This is a genomic window from Halopseudomonas formosensis, assembly GCF_900115905.1.
GTDB lineage: Bacteria > Pseudomonadota > Gammaproteobacteria > Pseudomonadales > Pseudomonadaceae > Halopseudomonas > Halopseudomonas formosensis.
On sequence record NZ_FOYD01000001.1, the window covers coordinates 344,701 to 367,542 of the forward strand.

General features: G+C 63.9%; 20 protein-coding genes. 10 read left to right on the forward strand and 10 right to left on the reverse strand.

Going from position 1 to position 22,842, the window contains the following annotated elements; translation table 11 throughout:
- The first annotated feature begins 233 nt into the window (after positions 1 to 233).
- The 6 genes from BM046_RS01680 (at position 234) to BM046_RS01705 (ending at position 5,273) form a co-directional block, all read left to right on the forward strand.
- Positions 234 to 2,822, forward strand: a complete 2,589-nt coding sequence (locus tag BM046_RS01680; protein WP_090536330.1) for a bifunctional diguanylate cyclase/phosphodiesterase — start codon at positions 234 to 236, stop codon at positions 2,820 to 2,822.
- A gap of 175 nt (positions 2,823 to 2,997) precedes the next feature.
- The gene (locus BM046_RS01685; RefSeq protein ID WP_218149985.1) at positions 2,998 to 3,318 is read left to right on the forward strand and encodes a hypothetical protein; all 321 of its coding nucleotides are present in this window, start codon (positions 2,998 to 3,000) and stop codon (positions 3,316 to 3,318) included.
- 176 nt (positions 3,319 to 3,494) lie between these two features.
- Positions 3,495 to 3,866, forward strand: a complete 372-nt coding sequence (locus BM046_RS01690; RefSeq protein ID WP_090536334.1) for a DUF805 domain-containing protein — start codon at positions 3,495 to 3,497, stop codon at positions 3,864 to 3,866.
- Between the two features lie 101 nt (positions 3,867 to 3,967).
- The gene (locus BM046_RS01695; protein ID WP_235818541.1) at positions 3,968 to 4,324 is read left to right on the forward strand and encodes a GNAT family N-acetyltransferase; all 357 of its coding nucleotides are present in this window, start codon (positions 3,968 to 3,970) and stop codon (positions 4,322 to 4,324) included.
- 26 nt (positions 4,325 to 4,350) lie between these two features.
- The gene (locus BM046_RS01700; protein WP_090536338.1) at positions 4,351 to 4,668 is read left to right on the forward strand and encodes a hypothetical protein; all 318 of its coding nucleotides are present in this window, start codon (positions 4,351 to 4,353) and stop codon (positions 4,666 to 4,668) included.
- Between the two features lie 14 nt (positions 4,669 to 4,682).
- Positions 4,683 to 5,273, forward strand: a complete 591-nt coding sequence (locus tag BM046_RS01705) for a hypothetical protein (protein WP_143084131.1) — start codon at positions 4,683 to 4,685, stop codon at positions 5,271 to 5,273.
- 31 nt (positions 5,274 to 5,304) lie between these two features.
- Here BM046_RS01705 and BM046_RS01710 read toward each other — a convergent pair whose 3' ends face one another.
- From BM046_RS01710 to BM046_RS01725, 4 genes are all read right to left on the reverse strand, one after another.
- Complete coding sequence (locus BM046_RS01710) at positions 5,305 to 6,171, reverse strand: MBL fold metallo-hydrolase (RefSeq protein WP_090536342.1); 867 nt, start codon at positions 6,169 to 6,171, stop codon at positions 5,305 to 5,307.
- A gap of 49 nt (positions 6,172 to 6,220) precedes the next feature.
- On the reverse strand, positions 6,221 to 7,483 hold the full coding sequence (locus BM046_RS01715) for an OprD family porin (RefSeq protein ID WP_090536344.1): 1,263 nt from the start codon (positions 7,481 to 7,483) through the stop codon (positions 6,221 to 6,223).
- The gene (locus tag BM046_RS01720) at positions 7,480 to 8,856 is read right to left on the reverse strand and encodes a solute carrier family 23 protein (RefSeq protein WP_090536346.1); all 1,377 of its coding nucleotides are present in this window, start codon (positions 8,854 to 8,856) and stop codon (positions 7,480 to 7,482) included. The genes BM046_RS01715 and BM046_RS01720 overlap by 4 nt, the downstream gene beginning before the upstream one ends.
- 162 nt (positions 8,857 to 9,018) lie before the next feature.
- Positions 9,019 to 10,647: an acyl-CoA synthetase gene (locus tag BM046_RS01725; RefSeq protein WP_090536348.1), complete on the reverse strand. Its 1,629-nt coding sequence runs from the start codon at positions 10,645 to 10,647 to the stop codon at positions 9,019 to 9,021.
- 157 nt (positions 10,648 to 10,804) lie between these two features.
- On the opposite strand from BM046_RS01725, the gene BM046_RS01730 reads away from it, so the two are divergent.
- Positions 10,805 to 12,277 carry a sensor histidine kinase gene (locus BM046_RS01730; protein ID WP_235818542.1) on the forward strand — a complete coding sequence of 491 codons (1,473 nt, stop codon included), beginning with the start codon at positions 10,805 to 10,807 and terminating at the stop codon, positions 12,275 to 12,277.
- Between the two features lie 2 nt (positions 12,278 to 12,279).
- Complete coding sequence (locus tag BM046_RS01735; protein WP_090536352.1) at positions 12,280 to 12,918, forward strand: response regulator transcription factor; 639 nt, start codon at positions 12,280 to 12,282, stop codon at positions 12,916 to 12,918.
- Positions 12,919 to 12,966: 48 nt separating this feature from the next.
- Here the strand turns inward: BM046_RS01735 and BM046_RS01740 are convergent, their stop codons facing one another.
- The 5 genes from BM046_RS01740 to BM046_RS01760 form a co-directional block, all read right to left on the reverse strand.
- The gene (locus BM046_RS01740) at positions 12,967 to 14,118 is read right to left on the reverse strand and encodes an acyl-CoA dehydrogenase family protein (protein WP_090536354.1); all 1,152 of its coding nucleotides are present in this window, start codon (positions 14,116 to 14,118) and stop codon (positions 12,967 to 12,969) included.
- 13 nt (positions 14,119 to 14,131) lie between these two features.
- Positions 14,132 to 15,208 carry an enoyl-CoA hydratase/isomerase family protein gene (locus BM046_RS01745; RefSeq protein ID WP_090536356.1) on the reverse strand — a complete coding sequence of 359 codons (1,077 nt, stop codon included), beginning with the start codon at positions 15,206 to 15,208 and terminating at the stop codon, positions 14,132 to 14,134.
- The gene (gene mmsB, locus BM046_RS01750; protein ID WP_090536358.1) at positions 15,205 to 16,098 is read right to left on the reverse strand and encodes a 3-hydroxyisobutyrate dehydrogenase; all 894 of its coding nucleotides are present in this window, start codon (positions 16,096 to 16,098) and stop codon (positions 15,205 to 15,207) included. The genes BM046_RS01745 and mmsB overlap by 4 nt, the downstream gene beginning before the upstream one ends.
- Before the next feature lie 291 nt (positions 16,099 to 16,389).
- Positions 16,390 to 17,163 (reverse strand): enoyl-CoA hydratase, encoded by a 774-nt coding sequence (locus BM046_RS01755; RefSeq protein ID WP_090536360.1) that lies wholly within the window; start codon positions 17,161 to 17,163, stop codon positions 16,390 to 16,392.
- Between the two features lie 51 nt (positions 17,164 to 17,214).
- A complete protein-coding gene (locus BM046_RS01760; protein WP_090536361.1) occupies positions 17,215 to 18,723 on the reverse strand; it encodes a CoA-acylating methylmalonate-semialdehyde dehydrogenase in 1,509 nt (502 codons plus the stop codon).
- Positions 18,724 to 18,856: 133 nt separating this feature from the next.
- On the opposite strand from BM046_RS01760, the gene BM046_RS01765 reads away from it, so the two are divergent.
- Together BM046_RS01765 and BM046_RS01770 are read left to right on the forward strand one after the other, a co-directional pair.
- On the forward strand, positions 18,857 to 19,753 hold the full coding sequence (locus tag BM046_RS01765; RefSeq protein ID WP_090536363.1) for a LysR family transcriptional regulator: 897 nt from the start codon (positions 18,857 to 18,859) through the stop codon (positions 19,751 to 19,753).
- A 205-nt stretch (positions 19,754 to 19,958) separates the two neighbouring features.
- Positions 19,959 to 20,831: a cache domain-containing protein gene (locus tag BM046_RS01770; RefSeq protein ID WP_235818543.1), complete on the forward strand. Its 873-nt coding sequence runs from the start codon at positions 19,959 to 19,961 to the stop codon at positions 20,829 to 20,831.
- Positions 20,832 to 20,835: 4 nt separating this feature from the next.
- Here BM046_RS01770 and BM046_RS01775 read toward each other — a convergent pair whose 3' ends face one another.
- On the reverse strand, positions 20,836 to 22,785 hold the full coding sequence (locus BM046_RS01775; RefSeq protein ID WP_090536366.1) for an acetoacetate--CoA ligase: 1,950 nt from the start codon (positions 22,783 to 22,785) through the stop codon (positions 20,836 to 20,838).
- Positions 22,786 to 22,842 lie beyond the last annotated feature (57 nt).

Sequence of the window (22,842 nt, forward strand, 5' to 3'; positions counted from 1 at the left end):
CAGGTTTACGGGACTGCGTCTATTATTCGGGAGTGGGGGTCGACGTTTCGCGCGGGGCGGTCTATGTATTGCTCAGGTGTCGGCGAGTTTGCCCTTGCGCGGTTGGGGGTAATTTTGCCGGATTGACCGGCCGGGCTTGATGTTTGATTCCAATACATCCGGATCGGTGTGATTCGGGAGCTGGAGCGCCTTGGGAAATGGATGCCAGCAGCCGACCATTTTGGAGTTCTAACATGCCTTTTTCCTCCGCTAGCGCTGATACTGCTGCACAGTTGGAACTTCGCTGGAGCGCTTTCGACAAGGCTCTGGCGCTGGCGGGTTTTGCTCTGGATGGGCAGTTGATCTCTGCCAATGCCAAGTTCCAGGCATTGCTGCATTTGACCCCAGCGGATCTGGTGGGGCTGCAGCATGCCCAGTTATGCCCGGCGGGACTGGTCCAGACCCCTGAGTACGACGCCATGTGGCAGTCGCTCTGTGCCGGTCACGAGTTTTCCGGTGTGGTGGAGCGTGTGGGCAGTGATGGCAATCATCGCTGGCTCGAGGCCCTGTATGCCCCGGTGCGGGACAAGCAGGGCGTTGTCACCCACATCATGATGGTCGCCACCGACGTTACCCAGAGCAAGCGCACGGAGCTGGCCCGGCAGGATCACCTGTGGCGTCTGTCGCTGGTGGCTGATTCCACCGATGCGGCGATCCTGATCACCGACTCCAATTCCCGGGTGGTGTACAGCAACGGCGGCTGTCAGCGCATGTTCGGCTGGACCCTGAGCGAAATCCAGGACCACAAGTCGCTGGAACTGCTGGCGCAGCAGACACCCGTGGAGTTGTTCGAGCGTGTGCGTGCCGATTTGCGCCGGGGCATTCCAGTGGAGATGGAAGAGGTGGTCACGGGCAAGGGCGGCCGGCGTTACTGGGGCAAGATCATTTGCAACCCGGTCATGGATGCCCAGGGGAAATGGGCGTACACCGTGCTGGTACTGCTGGATATCACCAAGACCAAGATCCACGAGGTGCTGCACCACCGTGCACTGCAGGCCATGTCCCATGACCTGCCGCTGATGCGGGTGCTGGAGGTGGTGTGCGAGGAAGTGGAGCGCGTGGCGCCGGAGGTCTGCGCCTCCATTCTGCAGGTCGATGAGCAGGGTCTGCTGCATCCACTGGCCAGCCCGAGCCTGCCGTTCAGCTATTCCTCCCAGCTCGATGGCGTGGCGATCGGCCCGACAGTGGGCTCCTGTGGTACCGCCGCCTGGCGCAAGGAGCCCGTGCTGGTGACGGATATCGAGACCGATCCCTTGTGGGCCGATTTCAAGGCGCTGATACGGCCGCTGGGCTACAAGGTCTGCTGGTCGACGCCCATCCTGCAGAAAGACGGCAAGGTGCTGGGTACCTTCGCCTTCTATTACAAGGAAAACGGCCCCTTCGTGGCCTCCAGTTTCCATCAGCAGCTGGTGGAGGCGTGTACTGACCTGTGCGCTCTGGCCATGGAGCGGGAACAGGCGCGCCAGCGGATCAAGGAGCTGGCCTACTATGACGCGCTGACCGGTCTGCCCAATCGCCGCCTGCTGGAGACGCAGATCGCGCAGCTGCTGGACACTGCACAGCAGACCGGCCAATACGTCGCCATCCTGTATCTGGATCTGGACCGGTTCAAGAATATCAATGACTCCTTCGGCCATGCCGATGGGGATGCGCTGTTGCGTGAGGTGGCCGCTCGCATCAGGAATCTGGTGCGTAGTGGCGGTGTGGCAGGGCGCCTTCACGGTGACGAGTTTGTGGTGGCGTCGTTGCTGGATGCCGAGGAAAAGGTCAGTTCCCTGATCGAGCGCTGGCAGGCTCATCTGATGCGCCCGCTGCAGCTGCCCCAAGCCCAGGTGGATCTGAGCGTCTGCGTGGGCGTGGCCATGTATCCGCAGGACGGCAACGTCATTACCAGCTTGCTGTACCGGGCTGAGATGGCCATGCATCAGGCCAAGAGCGGCGGGACCGGGCGGGTCGGCTTCTTCAGCCTGTCGCTGAGCCGCGCCGCCGAAGAGCGTCTTGCCCTGGAGATAGCACTGCGGGAGGCGCTGCAGACCGGTGGTCTGGAGCTGTATTACCAGCCGCAGATCGAACTGGCGGTGGGGCGCCTGCACGGGCTCGAAGCCCTGGCGCGCTGGCAGCATCCGACCCTGGGTACCATCCCTCCTGACCGCTTCATACCCCTGGCCGAGGAATGCGGTCTGATCGGAGCCTTGAGTCGCTGGGTGCTGGAGCAGGCCTGCGGGCAGCTGGCGCAGTGGCGGCGGGAAGGGCTGGCCGTGCCTGCGGTGGCGGTCAATCTCTCGGCCTCCAACTTTCACAACCTGGAGCTGCCGACCCTCGTGGAGCAGATACTGGAACGCCACGGGCTGCAGCCATCTGACCTGTACGTGGAGCTGACCGAAAGCACCCTGCTGGAAGACCACAGCTCCACCCTGCAGACGATCGAGCGGCTGCATGACCTGGGTGTGCGTTTGTCCCTGGATGACTTCGGGACAGGCTACTCCAGTCTGAGCTACCTGAGGCGTCTGCCCATCACCGAACTCAAGCTGGACCGCAGCTTTGTCGCTGATCTGGAGCATGCCCCGATGGCCCGCTCACTGAGTGCTGCCATCCTGGGAATCGGCACCAGCCTGGGCCTGACCGTGGTTGCCGAAGGGGTCGAGACCGTAGCGCAGAAGGATATCCTGCAGGCCCAGGGCTATCCGGTGGTGCAGGGGTACTGGTTCGCCAAGCCGATGCCGCCGCAGGCGCTGCCCGCCTGGATGGCAGAGCAGGGTATGAACAGAGCGCAGCAGGTATAGCCGGGAAGCACCTGTTGAGCCAGGGAACAGGGCGATGGTATGCAGCGATTGGCGAAGGTGTGCTTCAGCAAGTTCCCTTAATCAAGCAGCCGCTTTAATATGCGGAATCAACCACTCTGATACTCAGTGTTGATTAAGGCTTCAGGCGTCAATAGAACAAGAGGTCACAAAGGAAGTGAAGCATTCAGGGGTAGGGATCGCGTCATTTGTTACAAGCATAGTCGCAGGGGTTCTCATCTTCCTGCTGGTCATAATTGCCGGGGTCCTGGAAGTGTCGACACCCGGGGGAATGGATGAGGAATCCATTGCCGCCGTTCTCATTGGTCTTTTCCTGTTCGCTTTCCTGGGCGCTGAGCTCGTTGCACTTGGGTTGGGTATAGGTGGCCTCATTCAAAAGGATCGCAAGAAGATTTTTGCCATCCTGGGAGTGGTGTTCTCGGCTACGGCGCTGCTGATCACGCTTTTCATTCTCTTCCTCGGGCTGGCCATGGGCTGAAGTTTCACACCAGCCTGCGTACTAATGGCGGCCATTCGGGCATTCCGCGTATCGAGCGTACGGGCTCACCTTGCCTGGTATACCGCTCCGGCGGTTCGCCACTCAGCTTCACGTCAGACGGCAGAGTGCCCCGCTGCCCTCTGATCAGCTAACCTCGGGGAAAAAAAGGAAATGGTATGAATTGGTATATGGAAGTATTGAAAAACTATGCGGGATTCAGTGGACGGGCCAGAAGAAAGGAGTACTGGTACTTCGTCCTGTTCAATACCATCATCAGTATTGTTCTGGCTTTCTTCGACGGTATTACCGGTACTTTCAGCGAGGCAACGGGAATGGGCTTGCTGGGTGGAATATATGCATTGGCCGTTTTGATTCCCAGTCTGGCCGTATCAGTGCGTCGGCTCCATGATACTGACCGCAGCGGCTGGTGGCTGCTGATTGCACTGGTTCCACTTATCGGTGCAATCGTCCTGCTGGTGTTCCTGGTACTGGACAGCAATTCCGGGCAGAACCAGTACGGAGCCAATCCGAAAGACGTGATTGCCTGACAAGGCGCTGCAGCGGGCGGGCGACTGCCCGCCGCTGACCGGGGGGACGAGGAATGGAGTACCGGATCAACCAACCAATCAGCCCTGACCAGTTCATTGATGTGCTGACACGATCCACTCTGGCCGAGCGGCGGCCGGTGGATGACAAAGAATGCATTGAAGGCATGCTCGAGCATGCCAACCTCACCGTTACCGCCTGGGATGGAGACAAGCTGGTCGGCATCGCCCGCTCGATGACCGACTTTCACTACGCCTGTTATCTGTCAGATCTGGCGGTGGATGTTGCCTACCAGCACAGCGGTATCGGCCGGGAGCTGATCCGCCAGACCCAGCAGGCGCTGGGCCCACGTTGCAAACTCCGCCTGATCAGTGCCCCCGCTGCCGTGGGCTATTACCCGAAGCTGGGGTTTGTTCGTAATGAACAGTGCTGGGAGTTGGCGCCGTCGCCATTGCTTTGATTGCCGCATGTATGTGGAGGAACACCATGGATAAAGAAAGTTATCTGGCCGAAATCGAGCTTCGCTTGCGCCGTTACTTTTCCGCCTCCCGGGATGGCTACAAACCGCCAGCTGAGGACCGCCACCGTCTGGAAGGCTTTATGCAGGGTGCGGTTTTCATGGGGTTTGCCACCAGTGCGGAGCTGGGCAGGGTGATGGAGCGTATCCACTTCGATGTGTTCGGCAAGAGCATCGAGGAACGGCGCCAGGAGGGTGAAGCTCGCTGGCAAGAATCTGTGATCAATTACGATCGGTATGACCAGCCGGCCTATGAGCGAGCCGGGCGTTCGCTGTCGGACAGGTGAACGGGATGGTCGGAATGTGTCGGTGGACAGGGCTGTTTTTGCTGGCAGCTGCTTTTGCCGCCAACGGTCAGGAAGTCTGCAGCGATTCTGTTACAGAAGCCAGTCTGCCCGCCGCTCAGGCGGCTGAAGGGCAGACTCTGCTGCTCGCCGGGAAGGGGAGGCTGGCGCTTGATCTCGGCAAGTCGGCGGAGACCATTGCTCATCTTCCGGAAATGCTGATCGTCAAATTTGCTGATGGCGCTACGCTGTCCCATCGTTGGATGGCGCCGTCGGAGCTCCGAGAAGACCAGTCCAGTGATCTGCCCTTTGTGGACTTCATCCGTCTGGTATTTAGGAAAGACGTGTCCGACGCCCCCAGTGCTGATCGGGCAGAGGCTGATGCCGTCTGGCGCGCAATGGTGTCTGGCTGCATAGATGCCAGGCATTACCGGCTTGCCGGTACGGATCTTTTTACCTACTCGCAGACGCGAGCCGGTGGTGAGCGCTACCACGCCTTTCTCATTCTCGACGACGACCTTGTTCATTACCTCGATGTTCTTGGCAGTGAGTCCCTTGCCGATGCGCTGTTGGCTGGCCTGAGGATACGGGATCGAGCCGGGCCATAATTCCTGTCTCCCGGAGAACCCGTTCGCCACCTTACATCGCCACCTTCCGCACATTCCCCTGCGGCAGCCGCGCCGTATATCTGCCCTTCTCATCCCGCTCTACATAGGCCACGGCAATGTCCCTGTCGTGGGTGAATACCAGTCTGCCGTTGCGTGCGACCATGTCGTTGAGCAGGGCTTCCTTTTCTTCGATCAGGGTCTCGGGGAAGCGGTCGTAGCCCATGGTGATGGGCAGGTGCAGCCAGGGGGCGCCGGGGATGAGGTCGCCGGGGAAGACCACCGGGCCGTCGGGCATGTTGAATTCGGGCAGCATCAGGCCGGGGGTGTGGCCGTCGCTGAAGCTGAAGCGCCAGTCCTTGCCCAGGGTGGGGGACTGCTGGCCGTCCTTGATCAGTTCCACCCGGCCGCTGGCGTTGAGCAGGTTGATCAGCTGGGGGATGAAGGACGCCTGGTCCCTCGGGTGGGGGCGGCGGGCGCGGGCCCAGTGGCGTTCGCCGATGATGAAGGTGGCGTTGGGGAACAGCAGCTCCGGTTCCTTGCCTTCCTCCCAGGCGGTGAGCAGACCGCCGGCGTGGTCGAAGTGCAGGTGGGTGAGCACCACCACGTCAATGTCGGTATGGCTGAGGCCGACTTCCTTCAGGCTGTCGAGCAGGACGTGATTGTCCTCGACCACGCCGTAGCGCTCTTTCATCTGCGGTGAGAAGAAGGCACCGATGCCGGTCTCGATGAGGATGTTGCGGTCATCCTCCTGCACCAGCAGGGCCCGGCAGCTGAGGGCGATGCGGTTCTGCTCGTCGGTGTCGACCCAGCGGGACCACAGGGCCTTGGGGGCGTTGCCGAACATGGCGCCGCCGTCCAGGCGCTGACTGTTGCCTTCGAGGGTGGTGAAAGTACGCATGGGGTTCTCCTTGGCCGGCCGCCGGGCGAGCCCGACGGCCGGGGGCGTGTTACAGGTTGAAGGTGTAGCCGATGATCAGCCGGTTCTCGTCCATATCGGTGGCGTAGTTGCTGCGATAGGTCGCGTTGCGCCAGTGCAGGGACAGGTTCTTCAGCGCGCCGCTCTGGATCACGTAGACCAGATCGGTGTTGCGCTCCCATTCCTTGCCGCGGCCACTGGCATGCTCGATGTTGTGGCCATGGGTGTAGCGGTTCATCAGCTTCAGACCGGGCAGACCCAGATCGGCGAAGGAATAGTCATGACGTACCTGCCAGCTGCGTTCGTCGCGGTTGGCGAAGTCCTGGATCTGCACCAGGTGGGCGAGGAAGGGATCGGTGCCGTTGATGTAGGCAAAGCCGGTGTCGCCTTCCATGTGCTGGTAGCTGGTGCTGAAGCGGTGCATGCCGGCCTGGTAGCTCAGGCCCAGGCTGGTCATGCGGTTGTCGATATTGCTGCGCCCGGCGTCGCTGGAGTCGGCATGGCGCAGATCCAGATTCAGACGATGACCGTTCTCCAGCTGCCAGCCGTGACCCAGGGTCAGATAGTGCTGGCGGTAGATGTCCTCCAGCTCGCCGACGTGCCAGCTGACCTTGGTCTGGTCACTGGCTTGCCAGCTCAGACCGACAAAGTCGAAGGCGCTGGCGTCGACGCCGGCGGCGTTGAGCTGCACGTTCCGTGCACCGCCCATGACCGGGGTCATGCGCTCATGGTTGGAGGAATCGCGCAGGTTGATCCGGTCGAAGCGGCCCAGGTCCAGCTTGAGGGGCGCTGACGGATCGCTCTGCAGCCAGGCGCCGCGAAAGGTCTGCGGCAGCAGGCGGGTGTCGTTGTGCATGGCCAGCGGCAGGGACGGCAGCAGGGTGCCGAGGCGCAGTATATGTCCGTCCAGACGCAGGCGGGCGGTCAGGCCCAGCTCGCCGTACTCGTCCATTGCGCGGCCGTCGCTGGTGCTGCGCTTGAGAATGCCGGTGCCGCTGCGCTCGGAGCTGGAGTCCAGCTTGATGCCGAGCAGGCCGATGGCATCCATACCCAGGCCAAGGCGGCCGGGGGTGTAGCCGGAGTGCCATTCGGCGCGCATGCCCTGGGCCCATTCGTCGGCCTTGCTCTGGGTTGCCGCCGCGTGGCGGAAGTCGCGGTTGAAGTACAGGTTGCGCAGGCTGAGGCTGGCGGTGCTGTCTTCGAAGAATTCGGCCTGGGCGGGCAGGGTGCCGAGGCCACCGCCGAGCAGGGCGGCGGCGATGGCGATGCCTTTGGTCAGGTTGAGTCGGTTCATTGTGCGCCCTCCTGGCTGGTGGTCTTGACGTCGCTGACGCTGCGGAATTTCAGCAGGTGGGTGCGTTCCACCAGGATGTACAGTACGGCTCCGGCGGCCAGGCCCCAGCCCGCGCCGTAGACTGCCAGTACCACGCCCATGGTGCCGGCGATGCCGCGCTCGGTGTTGTTCTGCAGCTGCTCGAAGCCGACCATCAGGCAGATGTAGCCGGTGAGGATCAGCGTCAGCGACAGGGCGATCGGCAGTACCGGCTGGAAGAAGCTCACCAGCGGCAGGATGAACAGCGCCAGGAAGCCGCTGATCCAGAAGGTGCCGGCACCGCTGTAAATGGACTCCATCGCATGACGACCATACTTGTAGCGCTCGGCCATGGTGGCGGCTACAGCTGTCCACAGCGGGCCGGCCAGGCCGGGGTAGGGCGCGAAGAAGGCATGCAGGGCGTTGCGGATGGCAGTAACGAGATGCACACGGTCGATGTTGTTCTCGATCACCTCGTCGGTGCGCAGCTCATCGGCGCGCTGCATCAGCGACTGGCCGACGATGATGTCACCGAAGGCAATCACGTAGGCGATCACCGCAGTCGGTACCGCCAGCATGAATACCTGGGCATCCGGGAAGCCGACGGTGAACGGCAGGTAGTTCCACATCTCGCCGAAGGCCGGTGCGGTGATGCCGAACTGCACATCGGGCATGGCGTATTCGCCGGTGGCGATGCCGACGAAGATGGCGATCAGGATGCCCGGCACCATGCCGTAGTTGACCACCTTGCGGGCCAGCGGGAAGCGCTGGGTCAGGCCCTGGAAGGACACTGAGAACATCAGGTACAGGCAGATCAGACTGCCCAGCACCAGGGACACCGGGGTGTTGGCCAGCCGGCCGCCGGCGTCGATCTCACCGATCAGCGCGGCGATACCGGCGCCGATGATGATGCCGCCCTTCATCGAGTTGGGTATCAGTCGGACCAGTACGGTGCCGAGCCGGGTGATGCCGAGGAACAGGAAGATCAGGAACACCAGGAACTGCAGAGCGAACAGCGCCTGGATGGCCTCCGGCCCCGGTTCGAAGTTGCCGAGAAACAGCAGCACCACCGGAATGCCCGGGGTGATCCAGCCGGGGACGAAGGGCACCCCGAGCAGGGCCGGCAGCATGAAGCCGACGCCACACACCACCACATAGGCCAGGGCGACCTCGTAGGGCAGGCCCAGGTAGGTCTGCAGCAGGGGAATCATGCCCAGACTGACCACGAACATGATCAGTGCCTGGAGCATTTCGGCCGCTTCCCAGCGGTAGTGGATGAAGGGCAGGCGGATCTTGAAGGGGCCGCAGGGCCAGTGGGGTTGCTCTGCGCCGTGGGCGCGCTTGTAGACTTGCATGTAAACACTCCTCTGGCCGAACGCCGGGTGCAGGGCAGGAGCGCCCGGCCTGACGGACGTCGGCTTATTGTTGTTGTGAAACAGGAAATGTTGCCGCGGTACGGCGATTGGCCGCCCGGCACCCCGCAGCGCGGGCTGCGGGGTATTCAGGTGTTCAGCGGATCAGCTGGCCTGGCGTTGGCTGGCCCATTCGCGCAGAACGTACTTCTGGATCTTGCCGGTGGAGGTCTTCGGCAGCTCGAGGAAGACCACGTCCTTGGGCACCTTGAACCCGGCCAGATGCTCGCGGCAGAAGCGCATGATGTCCTGCTCGCTGACCCGCTGGCCGGCCTTGAGGGTGATGAAGGCGCAGGGTGTTTCGCCCCACTTGTCATCCGGCTTGGCGACCACTGCGGCCTCCAGTACCGCCGGGTGCCGGTAGAGCACGCCTTCGACCTCGATGGTGGAGATGTTCTCGCCACCGGAGATGATGATGTCCTTGAGGCGGTCCTTGATCTGCACGTAACCGTCCTCGTGCCACACACCCAGGTCGCCGGTATGGAACCAGCCGCCCTCGAAGGCTTCGGCGGTGGCGGTCGGGTTCTTCAGGTAGCCCTTCATCACGGTGTTGCCGCGCATGAAGATCTCGCCGATGGTCTGGCCGTCCTTCGGTACCGGCTGCAGGGTCTTCGGATCGGCGACCATGACCCCTTCCAGGGTCGGGTAGCGCACGCCCTGACGGGATTTGATCTCGGCACGCTCCTCCAGCGGCAGCTCATCCCACTCGCCGTGCCAGGCACAGATGGTCACGGGACCGTAGGTTTCGGTCAGGCCATAGACGTGGGCCACCTTGATGCCCATCGCCTCGACCGCGCCGATGACCTTGGCCGGCGGCGCTGCGCCGGCGACCATGGCGTGCACCGGATGGTCGATGGCGGCCTTGGCTTCCGGGGGCATGTTGACCAGCGCGTTGAGCACGATGGGTGCGCCGCACATGTGGGTGACCTGCTCGTCGTGGATCAGGTTGAGGATCTTCTGCGGGTCGACCCGGCGCAGGCACACGTGCACACCGGCCATGGCGGTGACTGTCCAGGGGTAGCACCAGCCGTTGCAGTGGAACATCGGCAGGGTCCACAGGTAGACCGGGTGCTGACCCATGTTCCAGGTCATCTGGTTGCCCATGGCGTTGAGGAAGGCACCGCGGTGGTGGTAGACCACACCCTTGGGGTTGCCGGTGGTGCCGGAGGTGTAGTTGAGGCTGATGGCGTCCCACTCGTCATCCGGCAGTTGCCAGGCAAATTCGGGATCGCCCTCGGCGAGGAAGGCTTCGTAGTCCAGCTCGCTGGTGGGCTGACCTTCGCCGTACTCGGGGTCGTTGACGTCGATCACCAGCGGCGGATGGTCGAGCATGCCGATGGCCGAGTGCACTATGTCATGGAATTCGCGGTCGGCGATCAGCACCTTGGCTTCGCCATGCTGCAGCATGAAAGCGATGGCTTCGGCGTCCAGGCGCACATTCAGGGTGTTGAGCACCGCACCGATCATGGGCACGCCGAAGTGGGCTTCGAGCATTTCCGGAATATTGGGCAGCAGGGCGGCGACGGTGTCGCCCTTGCCGATGCCGCGATTCTTCAGGGCGGAGGCCAGGCGACGGCAACGGGTGTAGGTCTCGGCCCAGTTGCGGCGCACGGCACCATGTACCACGGCGGGATAGTCGGGATAAACACTGGCGGTGCGCTCGATGAAGGTCAGCGGCGACAGGGCAGTGTGGTTGACGGCGGTGGCCGGCAGGCCTTCCTGAAAGATGGACATGGCACTTATCCTGTATGGCGTTTTATTAGCTCTTGTTTAGAAAGAATGCCATTATCGAGACGGCATCCTTCTGGTTCTTGGAATCTTTTATAGGTTATCCGTTAAAGGATTGGAAGTATTACTAAGGTGGTATAGTAGTTATCCTATAAGGTGATGCGTGCCTGATAAGAATAAACACGCCGCCCCAGCACGAGGCTGGTGGCTGCCCGCTGCAGACCCCCAGCCCGCGTTGGTGCTGGACGCCCGTGCCCGCCTGTGTGACTGGAATCCAGCCATGCATGCCTGGCTCAGCGCCGGGCTGGCGCCTGATCTGCTGCTGCCGAAAAACCTCGCCCATCTGGTCCAGGCGGTGCTGGAACAACAGCGTGCCATCGAGGATGTGCGCGTGGCGGTGCCCGACGGACGGCAGCTGCTGTGGAGCTTCTTTGCCCTCACCGATGGCCATGTGCAGGGGCGTGCCCGGGATGCCACCGAGACCCTGAGTACCTTTCAGCAGGCGCAGCAGGCGCGACGGCTGTATCGTCTGATCATCGAGAACACCACCGACCTCATCTCCCGGCACACACCTGGCGGCGAATTCCTCGACGCCTCCCCGGCGGCCTGGGCTCTGCTGGGCTACTGGCCGGAGCAATTGCGCGGTACTCGCATCCAGGAGCTGATCCACCCCCAGGAGCGTGATGAACTGGTGCAGCGCTATTCCCGGGCGCTGGAGCAGGACGGCTACCTCACCCTGAGTTACCGCATCCGCCACAGGGATGGCCATTACCTGTGGTTCGAGACCGCCAGCCGGGCTATTCGCGAGACCTATACCGGCAGTGTGGTGGAGGTGGTCAGCGTGTCCCGGGACATCACCGAACGGGTGCGCAGCGAGGAGCACAACCGGCGCCTGCAGGAAGAGCTGACCCATGCCACGCGCCTGGCCACCCTCGGCGAGCTGGCCTCGGGCATCGCCCATGAGATCAATCAGCCGCTGGCGGCCATCGTCAATTACGCCAGCGCCAGTCAGCGGTATCTGACGGCAATGCAGGCCGATGCCGAGCTGGTCCAGCGCCTGACCCTGGGGCTGGAGCGCATCAACAGTCACGCCCAGCATGCCGCCGAGGTAATCAAGCGGCTGCGCGCCTTTCTGCGCAAGGGGCCGCGCAAGGCGCAGCGCATCAATCCGGCGCAGTTGGCAGCCGATGCGCTGCGACTCTGCGCCTGGGAGGCCCAGCAACAGCAGGTGGAGATCATCCAGCAGATACCGGCCGAACTGCCCGATGTGCACGTGGACCCGGTGCTGATCCAGCAGGTGCTGCTCAACCTGCTGCGCAATGCCATCGAGGCCAATCAGGAAACCCACCCGGACAGTCCCTCGCGGATCTGGCTGACACTGAGTCAGGATGAACGCCGGGTGCATCTGGAAGTCACCGACCAGGGGCCGGGACTGGCCCCCGAACAACTGGCCAGCCTGTTCACGCCGTTCTTCACCAGCAAGGAAGACGGCCTGGGACTGGGGCTGTCCATGAGTCAAAGCATCATCGAGGGCTTCGGCGGCGGGCTGGAAGCGCGCCCGGCCGAGAGCGGCGGCCTGTGCCTGCATGGCTGGCTGCCGGTATTGCCCGCACAGGAACAGGTAACGGAGAAGTGAATATGGAGATGCATCAGCAGCGCGTGTATGTGGTGGACGACGATCAGGGCATGCTGGAGTCCACCGTCTGGCTGCTGGAATCGGTAGGTCTGCAGGCGGTGCCCTTCACCTCCGGCCAGTCCTTTCTCGACAGCTGCAGCGAAGACATACCGGCCTGCGTACTGCTGGATATCCGCATGCCCGGCATGGGCGGGCTGGCGGTGCAGGACGCCCTACGCGAGCGCGGCAGTCAGCTGCCGGTGATCTTCGTCAGCGCCCATGCCGATGTGCCCATAGTGGTACGCGCCTTCCGCGCCGGGGCGGTGGATTTCATCGAAAAGCCCTACAACGAGCAGCTGCTGCTGGACAGCGTGCAACGGGCCCTGCGCCAGCGTGCGCGTCCCTCCGCCGCAGGACCACAGGCGAGCGAAGTACAGCAGCGCCTGGATCAGCTCACCCCACGGGAGCGGGACGTGCTGCTGCCGCTGGTACAGGGCCGCAGCAACCGCGAGATAGCCGAGCAGCTGGGCATCAGCGTCAAGACCGTGGATCTGTACCGCTCCAGGGTGATGAAACGCATGCAGGCTGACAGCCTGCCGGCACTGGTGGGAATGTGTATCGGGGTGGGGTTGGTGGAGCCCTTTACCCTGCAGCCACGCTGAGGATCGGGCCGATGGACCGGGCAACCGTTGCGGTTGCCCGGCATGCGTTTACAGCGGATAGTTTTTCAGCTCCCGGGCGATCAGCAGGCGCTGGATTTCGCTGGTGCCTTCGTAGATCTGGGTGATGCGCGCATCGCGGTACAGCCGTTCCACCGGGTAATCCTCCAGATAGCCGTAGCCACCGTGGATCTGCACGGCGTGGGAGCACACCTGCTCGGCGATCTCGCTGGCGAACAGTTTGGCCTGGGAGGCTTCCGACAGGCAGGGTACACCCTCGGTACGCAGGCGCGCGGCGTGCAGGATCAGCAGGCGTGCGGCGTTGATGCGGGTATGCATGTCCGCCAGCATGTTGGCCACGCTCTGGTGCTCGGTCAGGGGCACACCGAACTGGGTGCGTTCGCGGGCGTAGGTCAGCGCCGCCTCGAAGGCCGCACGGGCGATACCCACGGACTGGGCGGCGATGCCGATGCGGCCGCCTTCCAGGTTGGACAGGGCAATGGCCAGACCCTTGCCGCGGGGGCCGAGCAGGTTGGCCTCGGGGATGCGGCAGTTGTCCAGGGTCACGGCGCAGGTGTCCGAGCCGCGGATGCCCATCTTGTGTTCCATGCGTTCGATCTTGAAGCCCGGGGTGTTGGTGGGGACCAGGAAGGCCGACAGACCTTTCTTGCCCAGTTCCGGGTCGGTCACCGCGAAGACGATGGCCAGGTGCGCGCGCTTGGCGTTGCTGACGAACTGCTTGGCGCCGTTGAGCACCCACTCGCCGTTTTCCAGTACCGCGCGGGTGCGCAGGTTGTTGGCTTCTGAGCCAGCCTGGGGCTCGGTCAGGGCGAAGCAGCCGATCTTGCGGCCGGCGGCCAGATCCGGCAGCCAGGCTTCCTGCTGTTCGGGGGTACCGAAGTTGAGCAGGGGGCCGCAGCCCACGGAGTTGTGGATGCTCATCATGGCGCCGGTAGCGCTGCAGCCGGCGGCGATTTCCTCGACCGCCAGGGCGTAGGCGACATAGTCGACGTAGCTGCCGCCCCATTCCTCGGGCACCACCATGCCGAGCAGGCCGAGTTCGCCCATCTGGCTCACCACGGCATCGTCGATCCAGCCGGACTTGTCCCACTCGGCGGCCCGGGGCGCCAGCTCGCTCTGGGCGAACTGGCGGGCCATGTCGCGGATCATCCGCTGGTCTTCATTGAGTTCGATATCGTGCATTTCTGTCTCTCCGTCAGGCGCGCTCGGCGGCCTGGCCTGGTTCAAAGCCGGCGAAGAAGGCGGCTACCCGTGCCGGGTCGACCTCGGCCAGGGTGGGCGGATTCCAGCGCGGGTTCTTGTCCTTGTCGACGATCAGCGCGCGCACGCCTTCCATGATGTCGCCATCGGCAAACCACTGGCTGTCCAGGTGCAGCTCGAGGGCGAAGCAATCGGCCAGGGTCAGCTCTCTGCCCTGGCGCAGCAGCTCCAGGGTCACGCACATGGCCAGCGGTGACTTGGCATCGATGGCTGCCAGGGTCCGCTCGGCCCAGTCCTGGAAGGCCGGGCATTCCTCGGCTGCCAGGGAGGCGCGGATGCGGTGCATGTCGGGCTGGCTGAAGTGGTGGTCGATGGCCGAACGCATGGCCTTGATCTCGGAGCCCGGGATCTTCTGCGAGGCGCGTTTGTTCAGCAGCTGGTCGAGATCCTTCGCCGGCTCGGCGGACCAGTCCAGCTGGTTCAGTGCCTCGTCGAACTCGCCGATCAGCTCGCTGCCCAGGCAGTGGTCGGCCAGGCCGCAGTACAGGGCGTCGGCCGCGCGGATATGGGTGCCGGTTACCCCCAGATACTGACCGATGGCGCCTTCCAGGCGGGGCAGGAAGTAGCTGCCGCCCACATCCGGGAAGTAGCCGATGCCGGTCTCCGGCATGCCCATCTTGACCCGCTCGGTGATCACCCGGTGGGATGCGGCCTGGGCCAGACCCATGCCGCCACCCAGCACGAAGCCGTCCATCAGCGCCAGGACCGGTTTGGGATAGGCGTGGATCAGCTGATCCAGCGCGTATTCCTCGCGGAAGAAGGTCATGTACATGCCGTCGCCGGCCAGGTAGCTCTCGTACAGGCCGCGGATGTCGCCGCCGGCGCAGAAGGCCTTCTCGCCATTGGCGCGCAGTACCACCGCCTTGATGCCATCGTCCTGCAGCCAGACGTCCAGCTGACTGCGCAGCTGGCGCACCATGTCCAGGTTCAGAGCGTTGAGTCCGGCCGGCCGGTTCAGCGTCAGGTGACCGACGCTGTTGCGCACCTCGACCAGTACAGTCTGCTCGCTCATTTGATTGCTCCGTTGTACAGCTTGATGATCGCCGAGAAGTCCAGCGCGCCGTTACCCTGACTGCTGAAGGTCTGGTACAGCTGCTGGGCCAGGCCGCCGAGGATGACCGGCTGGCGCGCCTGCTTGGCGGCCTCGGTGGCCAGCCCCAGGTCTTTGAGCATCAGGTCGGTACCGAAACCGCCGGTGTAGCCGCGGGAAGCGGGCACGTTGTCCATGACGCCGGGGTAGGGGTTGTAGGTGTCGGAGCTCCAGTTGCGGCCGCTGGAGGTGTTGATGATGCCGGCCAGTACCGCCGGGTCCATGCCCAGGGACACGCCCAGGTTCATCGCCTCGGCGGTGCCGATCATGGTGATGGCCAGCAGCATGTTGTTGGCAACCTTGGCCACCTGACCGTTGCCGGTCGGGCCGCAGTGCACGATGTTCTTGCCCATGGCCTGGAGTACCGGCAGGGCGGCGTCGAAGTCGGCCTTGTCACCGCCGACCATGAAGGTCAGGGTGCCGGCGGTGGCGCCGCCGGTGCCACCGGATACCGGCGCGTCGATCAGGCTGTTGCCACGGGCGGCGGCGGCTTCGGCTACCTGGCGGGCGCTCATGGGGTCGATGGTGGAGCTGTCGATCAGGCGCACATGCGGAGCGACATGGGCCAGCAGGCCGTCTTCGCCCAGGTAGACTCCTTTCACGTGGGGCGCTGCGGGCAGCATGGTGATGATCATTTCGACGTCGCTGCGGGCCAGTTCGGCGATGCTGGCGGCGGCGGTGGCACCGGCTTCGACCAGGCCGGCGACGGCGCTTTGGGAGAGGTCGGATACGGTAAGCTGATGCCCTGCCTTGAGCAGGTTCCGGGCCATCGGCCCGCCCATGTTACCCAGTCCTATAAAGCCAATTTTCATGTGGTTGCCTCGTTGTTGTTGTCAGGCGGTTGGGCGTGCTGTGCACGCCGTTCGCGGCGGGGCGGTCCGGCGTTCCGGCGCCGCTCCTACACACCGCTGTGGGGCCTTGCCTGTGGGCGAAGGGCTGTTCCCTGGGCGTGCTTTGCACGCCGTTCGCAGCGGGGGCGCTGCTCCTACCCCCCTCTGTGGGGCCCTGCCCGCGGGGGGAAGGGCTGTTCCCGGGGGCGCTGCTCCTACAGACCTTTGTGGGAGCCCCGCCCTCGGGGCGAATGGCGCGCAGCGCGCGCCCGCTCAGTTGTGCTTGAAGTTCGGCTGGCGCTTCTCGACGAAGGCCTGCATGCCCTCGGTCTGGTCGGCGGTGGCGAAGATCGAGTGGAACACCCGACGCTCGAAGCGCACGCCTTCGGCCAGACTGGTCTCGAATACGCGGTTGACGCATTCCTTGGTCATCATCACGCTCGGCAGCGACTTGCTTGCAATGACCTGGGCGGTTTTCAGGGTTTCTTCCAGCAGCTGGTCGACCGGGAATATCTTGGCTACCAGGCCGGCCTGTTCGGCTTCCCGGGCATCCATCTGGCGCCCGGTCAGGCACATTTCCATGGCCTTGGCCTTGCCGATGGCGCGGGTCAGGCGCTGGGTGCCGCCGATACCCGGCAGCACGCCGAGGTTGATTTCCGGCTGGCCGAAGCGGGCGTTGTCGGCGGCATAGATGAAGTCGCAGATCATCGCCAGTTCACAACCGCCACCCAGGGCGTAACCGGCCACGGCGGCGATCAGCGGCTTGCGGCGGTTGGCAATGCGGTCGGCGGGGGAGAAGAAGTCATCCATGAACACGCCGGGGTACTGCAGGTCGACCATCTGCTTGATGTCGGCACCGGCGGCGAAGGCCTTGCTGGAACCGGTCAGCACCACGCAGCCGATGGCGGGGTCGTTCTCGAACTGGTCCAGCGCCTGGTTCAGCTCATCCAGCACCTGGGTATTGAGGGCGTTCAGCGCCTGGGGACGGTTCAGGGTGATCAGACCCACACGGTCGCGGGTTTCGACCAGAATGGTTTCAAAACTCATGTCATTGCTCCTGCGAAGGGGCCGGTCGCTCAGGGCGACCGGCCCGGTACATCATTTCAGGGTGATGGTGGTGTTGACGGCAGCGGCCTGCTCGTCGTCATCGAACCAGCGTGCGGTGACGGTCTTGGTCTGGGTGTAGAACAGGATCACCTGCTTGCCGTAGGGACCCAGGTCGCCAAGCTTGGAGCCGCGCGAACCGCTGAAGGAGAACAGCGGGACCGGCACCGGAATCGGCACGTTGATGCCGACCTGACCCACGTCGATATCCTCCTGGAAGCGACGGGCGATACCGCCGGAGCGGGTGAAGATGGCGGTGCCGTTACCGTTGGGGTTGGCGTTGATGATATCGATCGCCTCGTCCAGGGAGTCGGCTTCCATCACGCAGAGCACGGGGCCGAAGATTTCGGTGTCGTACACGCTCATGCCGGGCTTGACGCCCGCCAGGATGGTCGGGCCGACGAAGTTGCCATCGGCGTAGCCGGGCACTTCCGGGTTGCGGCCGTCGAGAACCAGCTCGGCGCCTTCGTCGATGCCTTTCTGGATCAGACCGTTGATGCGCTCCAGCGCTGCGGTGGAGATGACCGGGCCGACGTCGGTGCCCGGCTCGGTGCCGGCGCTGACCTTGAGGGTCTGGGCCTTGCGTGCCAGCTCCGGCAGCCAGTTGCGCGACTCGCCCACCAGGATCACTACCGGCAGGGCCATGCAGCGCTGACCGGCGGCACCGAAGGCAGCACCCACCAGGTTGTTCAGGGTCTGTTCCTTGTTGGCATCGGGCATGACGATGGCGTGGTTCTTGGCGCCCATCATGCACTGCACGCGCTTGCCGGCCTGGCTGGCGCGGTTGTAGACGTGGGTGCCGACGTGGGTCGAGCCGACGAAGGACACGGCCTTGATGTCCGGGTGATCGCAGATCGCATTCACCGCGTCCACGCCGCCGTGGATGACGTTCAGCACGCCCGGAGGAATGCCGGCTTCCAGCGCCAGTTCGACCAGGCGCATGGTGACCATGGGGTCCTGCTCGGAGGGCTTGAGCACGAAGGTGTTACCGGTGGCGATGGCCATGGGGAACATCCACAGGGGGATCATCGCCGGGAAGTTGAACGGGGTGATACCGGCACAGACGCCCAGCGGCTGCAGCAGGGTGTAGGTGTCGACGCCACCGGCCACGTTGTTGGCCAGCTCGCCCAGTTGCAGGTTGCCGACCGCCGAGGCGTGTTCGACCACTTCCAGACCACGGAATACATCACCTTCGGCATCGGCCAGGGTCTTGCCCTGCTCGGCGGTGAGGATGGCGGCCAGCTCCTTCATGTTCTCGCGGATCAGCTGCTGATACTTGAGGAAGATGCGGGCGCGGGCACCGATCGGGGTCTTGCGCCAGGTCTTGAAGGCTTCCTTGGCATTGGCCACGGCGGCGTTGATCTCATCCGGGGTAGCGAAGGGCACGCGGGCCAGGACTTCCTGGGTGGCCGGGTTGATCACATCGCGCCACTGGTCGGTCTTGGACTCGATGAACTCGCCGTTGATGAGGAGCTTGATGGTAGGGATATTGTTATTACTCATTGGTCGCCTCTGGGCTCTGGCCCTTGTGGTGCTGAAAGATGTCATGGATAGTAGCAGTGCGTTTTTACAACAAACAATTGGCTCATTCGCACCGTGGGTCTGCATTTATGCACAGTGCCGGGCAGGACGTGTTATGGATTGGGATAACCTGCGGTTTTTTCTGGAATTAAGCCGGGCGGGACGCCTCACTGCCGCCGCCCGCCGTCTCGGCGTGGACCACACCACCGTCTCCCGTCGGTTGCAGGCGCTGGAGAAGAGCCTGGGGGTGGCACTGTTCATCCGTGACACCAATGGCTACACCCTGACCGAGGCCGGCCGCAGTCTGCTGCCCCAGGTGGAGCTGATGGAGGGGGCCAGTGTGCGCATCGAACAGGCCCTGCCGAGCCCCGGGGACAGCCTCTCCGGACAGGTGCGCATCGGTGCCACCGAGGGCTACGGCACCATGCTGGTGGCCGGCCAGCTCAGCGAACTCAGTCAGCGCCACCCCGATCTCAACCTGGACCTGCTGGCGCTGCCCCGGGCGGTGCGCCTGTCCCGCCACGAGGCGGATATCGTCATTACCCTGGAGCGCCCCGAGCGCGGGCCCTTCATCATCACCAAGCTCAGTGATTACGTGCTGCGCCTGTATGCCGGCAAGGATTACCTTGAGGCGCACGGGCCGATCAACAGCCGCAGCGATCTGGAAAAGCACCGCTTTGTCAGTTATGTGGACGATCTGGTGTTCAGCAAGGACCTGCTGTTTCTCGACGAGATTGCCGGCTCCGGCGCGGTCGGGGTGCGCAGTACCAGTGTGCTGGCGCAGCAGGAGGCCATTGCCGCCGGCGCCGGGCTGGGCATCCTGCCGGCGTTCACCGCCGATCAGGACCCGCGCCTGAGCCTGATCATGCCGACCCAGATCCGCTTCATCCGTACCTTCTGGATGCTGATGCCCATCGAGCTCAAGGACATTGCCCGCATGCGGGTGACCTGGGACTTTCTGCGGGAACAGGCGGAGCGGGAGCGGGGGCGGTTGATGGGGGTGGCAGGCTAGCTTTTGCAGGCCTCGTGCTCTCCATAGTCCGACTGATTCTTGAAGAGCGCATTGCCTGAACGCTGTTACGCTGTCATACCCCCCCGGCTCCGCTGCTGCGCGAGATGGTCGAAGCGGGCTGCCCGAGTCGCAAGGCCAAACGTGGTTTTTATGCTTGTTCTGGTTAATACTGCGCAGACCGATATAGCGTTCCGAGGACGATGAAATGCTGAAAATCTGGAGGATGTGGGGGATTGCTCTGCTGTCTGTGGTCATGGGCATCGGAGCTGTACAGGCGCAGACGCAGAGCGAGGATGAAGCTGCGAAAGCCAAGGCGTTGCTCACCGATGCGGTGAACTACTACAAGGAAAACGGTGACAAGGCACTGGCGGTATTCAGCCGTCAGGGACCTTTTGTCAGGGATGATCTCTATGTGTTCGCGATCAACACCAACGGCATCATGCTGGCCAGCGGCGGGCCGTCGGTGATGCTGATCGGGCGCGACATCATGAACAGCATCGATGACGAGCTCAAACCCAAGTTCCAGCAGGCGCTCAGCATGCCTCCGGGCGATGAGATTCTCGAGGCGGACTATCCCTGGGGCAGCTGGGATACCGGTGGCCGCAAGATCACCAAGCACGTCTACTACCAGCGGGTAGGGGATACGGTCCTGGCGGTGGGCTACTACCGGCCGCGTGCCACCTCGGAGGAGGCGCTGCAGCTGCTGAACTCGGCGGTTGAGGCGGTCGGAGCCGACGCACGGGAAACCTTCAAGGCGATCAACGCACTGGATGAGCGCTTCTACAAGGACGACCTCTACGTCTTCGTGGTCGAGATGGACAGCCAGCGTATCGTCGCCCATGGCTCCAACCTGCGCCTGGTGGGTCGCGATCTGAGCGCCCTGGCCAACCGCGTGGGTCGTCCGATCAATGCCGAGGATCTGACCCGGGTCAATGCCGAGGGTGCCATCGAGTTCGCCTACCAGTGGGAGCATCCCATCACCGGTGAAGTCGAGACCAAGCATGCCTTTGCCCGTCGGGTAGGCAGCTATCTGGTCGCCGTGGGCTATTACAAGCCCGAGGGCGAACAGGCCGAGTGATGTCTCAGCTCTGCAGCTCGACCCGGTCGCGGTAGCAGTCCAGCGCCTCCGGGTTGGCCAGGGCTTCGGTATTGTTCACCGGCTGGCCGTGCACCACATTGCGCACGGCCAGCTCCACTATCTTGCCGCTGCGGGTACGCGGTATGTCCTGCACCGCAACGATGCGTGCCGGCACATGCCGTGGGCTGGCGTGCTGGCGGATCTCCTCGCGGATGCGTCGCTCCAGCGCGGCGTCCAGCTCCACCCCCTCACGCAACTGCACAAAGAGCACCACGCGCACATCCCCCTGCCATTGCTGACCGATGGCGACCGACTCCAGCACCTCGTCGATACGCTCCACCTGCCGGTAGATTTCCGCAGTGCCGATGCGCACGCCGCCGGGGTTGAGCACCGCATCCGAGCGCCCGTGGATGATCAGGCCGCCGTGGGGTCGCTGCTCGGCATAGTCACCATGGGCCCAGACCCCGGGGAAGCGCTCGAAGTAGGCGGCGCGATAGCGGCTGCCATCCCCATCGCGCCAGAAGCCCAGCGGCATGCTGGGGAAGGCCCGGGTGCAGACCAGTTCGCCCTTCTCGTCGAAGACGCGCTGGCCCTGATCGTTCCATACCTCCACCGCCATTCCCAGACCCGGGCCCTGCAGCTCGCCGCGCCGCACCGGCAGCGTCGGGCTGCCGAGGGCGAAACAGGAGACGATATCGGTGCCGCCGGAGATGGAGGACAGCTGCACGTCCGCCTTGAACGACCGGTAGACGTAGTCGAAGCCCTCGGCTGACAGCGGCGAGCCGGTGGAGAGAATGCAGCGCAGGCTGTGCAGCCGGTGGCTGTCTGCCGGGTGCAGGCCCTGTTTTTCCAATGCCGACAGGTAACGGGCGCTGACGCCGAAGACCGCGATGGACTCCTCGTCGATCAGGTCGAGCAGATGGCCTGGCGCGGGATGGAAGGGCGAACCGTCATAGAGCACCAGGGTTGCACCCAGTGCCAGGCCGGAGACCAGCCAGTTCCACATCATCCAGCCGCAGGTGGTGTAGTAGAAGAGTCGCTCGCCGCTGCGCAGGTCGGTGTGCAGGCCAAGCTCCTTGAGATGCTGCAGCAGCACGCCACCGGCGCGGTGCACTATGCATTTCGGCGCCCCGGTGGTGCCGCTGGAGTAGAGGATATACAGCGGGTGATCGAAGGGCAGGGCGGCAAAGTCCGGCTGGCCGCCGGGCTGATAGAAATCCTGCCAGTCCTGTACCGGGACGGGACTGGGGCTGGGGCGCCGGTCATCAGTGTCGCCATCCACCAGCACCAGCTGGCGCAGACTCGGCAGTCCGGCCAGCACCTCGTCCAGCCGCTGCCCCAGCGCCACGTCCTTGCCGCCATAGCGGTAACGGCCGCAGGCGATCAGCACGGCGGGTTCGATCTGGCCGAAGCGGTCGAGCACGCCGCGGCTGCCGAAGTCCGGCGAGCAGGAAGACCAGACTGCGCCCAGGCTGCTGGTGGCCAGCAGGGCGACTATCGCCTGCCAGCCGTTGGGCAGGATAGCCGCGACCCGGTCGCCGGGGCCGACCCCTGCACCGCGCAGGCTGCGCTGCAGGCCGGCAACATGGGCGCGCAGCTCGGCATAGGTCAGCTCAACACGCTGACCGCCCTCGTCCCGGCTGATCAGCGCGGTTTGCCGGTCATCACCCTGCAGCAGATGCTCGGCGTAGTTCAGCGCGGCGCCGCTGAACCAGCGCGCCCGGGTCATGTCGCCGTTTTCTTCGAGGGCGCTGGTGGCAGGAGTATGGAAGTGAACGCCGAAGAATTCGGCCAGGCTCTGCCAGAAGTCGCCGCGCTGTCGGATGCTCCACTCATGCAGCTGGGCGTAATCCTCCAGCGCCAGGCCGAACTGCCGGTTCACATGGCGGCGGAAGCTGTCCATCCGGCTGTGGGCAATGCGTTCGGGGGTTGGTATCCAGAGCGTGTGGGGCATGCTGCTACTCCTGTTCTGAGCTGTTCCTGCGCTGGCCTGTGTAGGTCCAGCCTCGGG